Raw genomic sequence first — 493 nt, forward strand, 5'->3', positions numbered from 1 at the left:
CCCCCGCGGCTGGCCGGACGCCGCCGCCGAATGGCTCGCGCCGCACGCCTTCAAGGCCCGGATCGATTGGGCCGCCGAAGCCTGCGAGCGGGCGCCGCCCGCCGGCAACCCGGTCGCGCTCGCCGAGGACGCGTTCGGTCCGCTGCTCTCCGCGCCGACCCGGCGCGAGATCGCCCGGGCCGAGACCGGGGCGCAGGGCCTTGCCCTGCTCCTGATGAGCCCGGAATTCCAGCGGAGATAGCGCGATGCGGCTCAACCCACCGACCTGCGGCAGCCTGCCGACCCGTCGCGGCCTGCTCGCCGCCGGCTCGACGCTCGCGGCCGCCGGCCTGATGCCGCGGATCGCTTCGGCCGCGACCCGCGACCCGCGCTTCGTCTTCGTGATCCTGCGCGGCGCGCTCGACGGTCTCGCCTTCCTCCCGGCGATCGGCGATCCGGCCTATGCCGCCTTGCGCGGCCCGCTGGCGCTGCCGGCGTCGGGCGCGCCGCGCAG

At 77.5% G+C, this 493-nt stretch carries 1 protein-coding gene and 1 pseudogene; both read left to right on the plus strand.

All coding sequences use genetic code 11. The features are described 5' to 3' along the window. On the plus strand, positions 1-241 hold a 241-nt coding region (locus FV223_RS29700), incomplete at its 5' end, for a DUF1800 family protein (RefSeq protein ID WP_147730135.1). Positions 242-245: 4 nt separating this feature from the next. Further along, positions 246-493 (plus strand): annotated as a pseudogene (locus FV223_RS29705) (hypothetical protein); the annotation flags it as partial.

This window comes from Methylobacterium sp. WL116 (assembly GCF_008039455.1).
GTDB lineage: Bacteria > Pseudomonadota > Alphaproteobacteria > Rhizobiales > Beijerinckiaceae > Methylobacterium.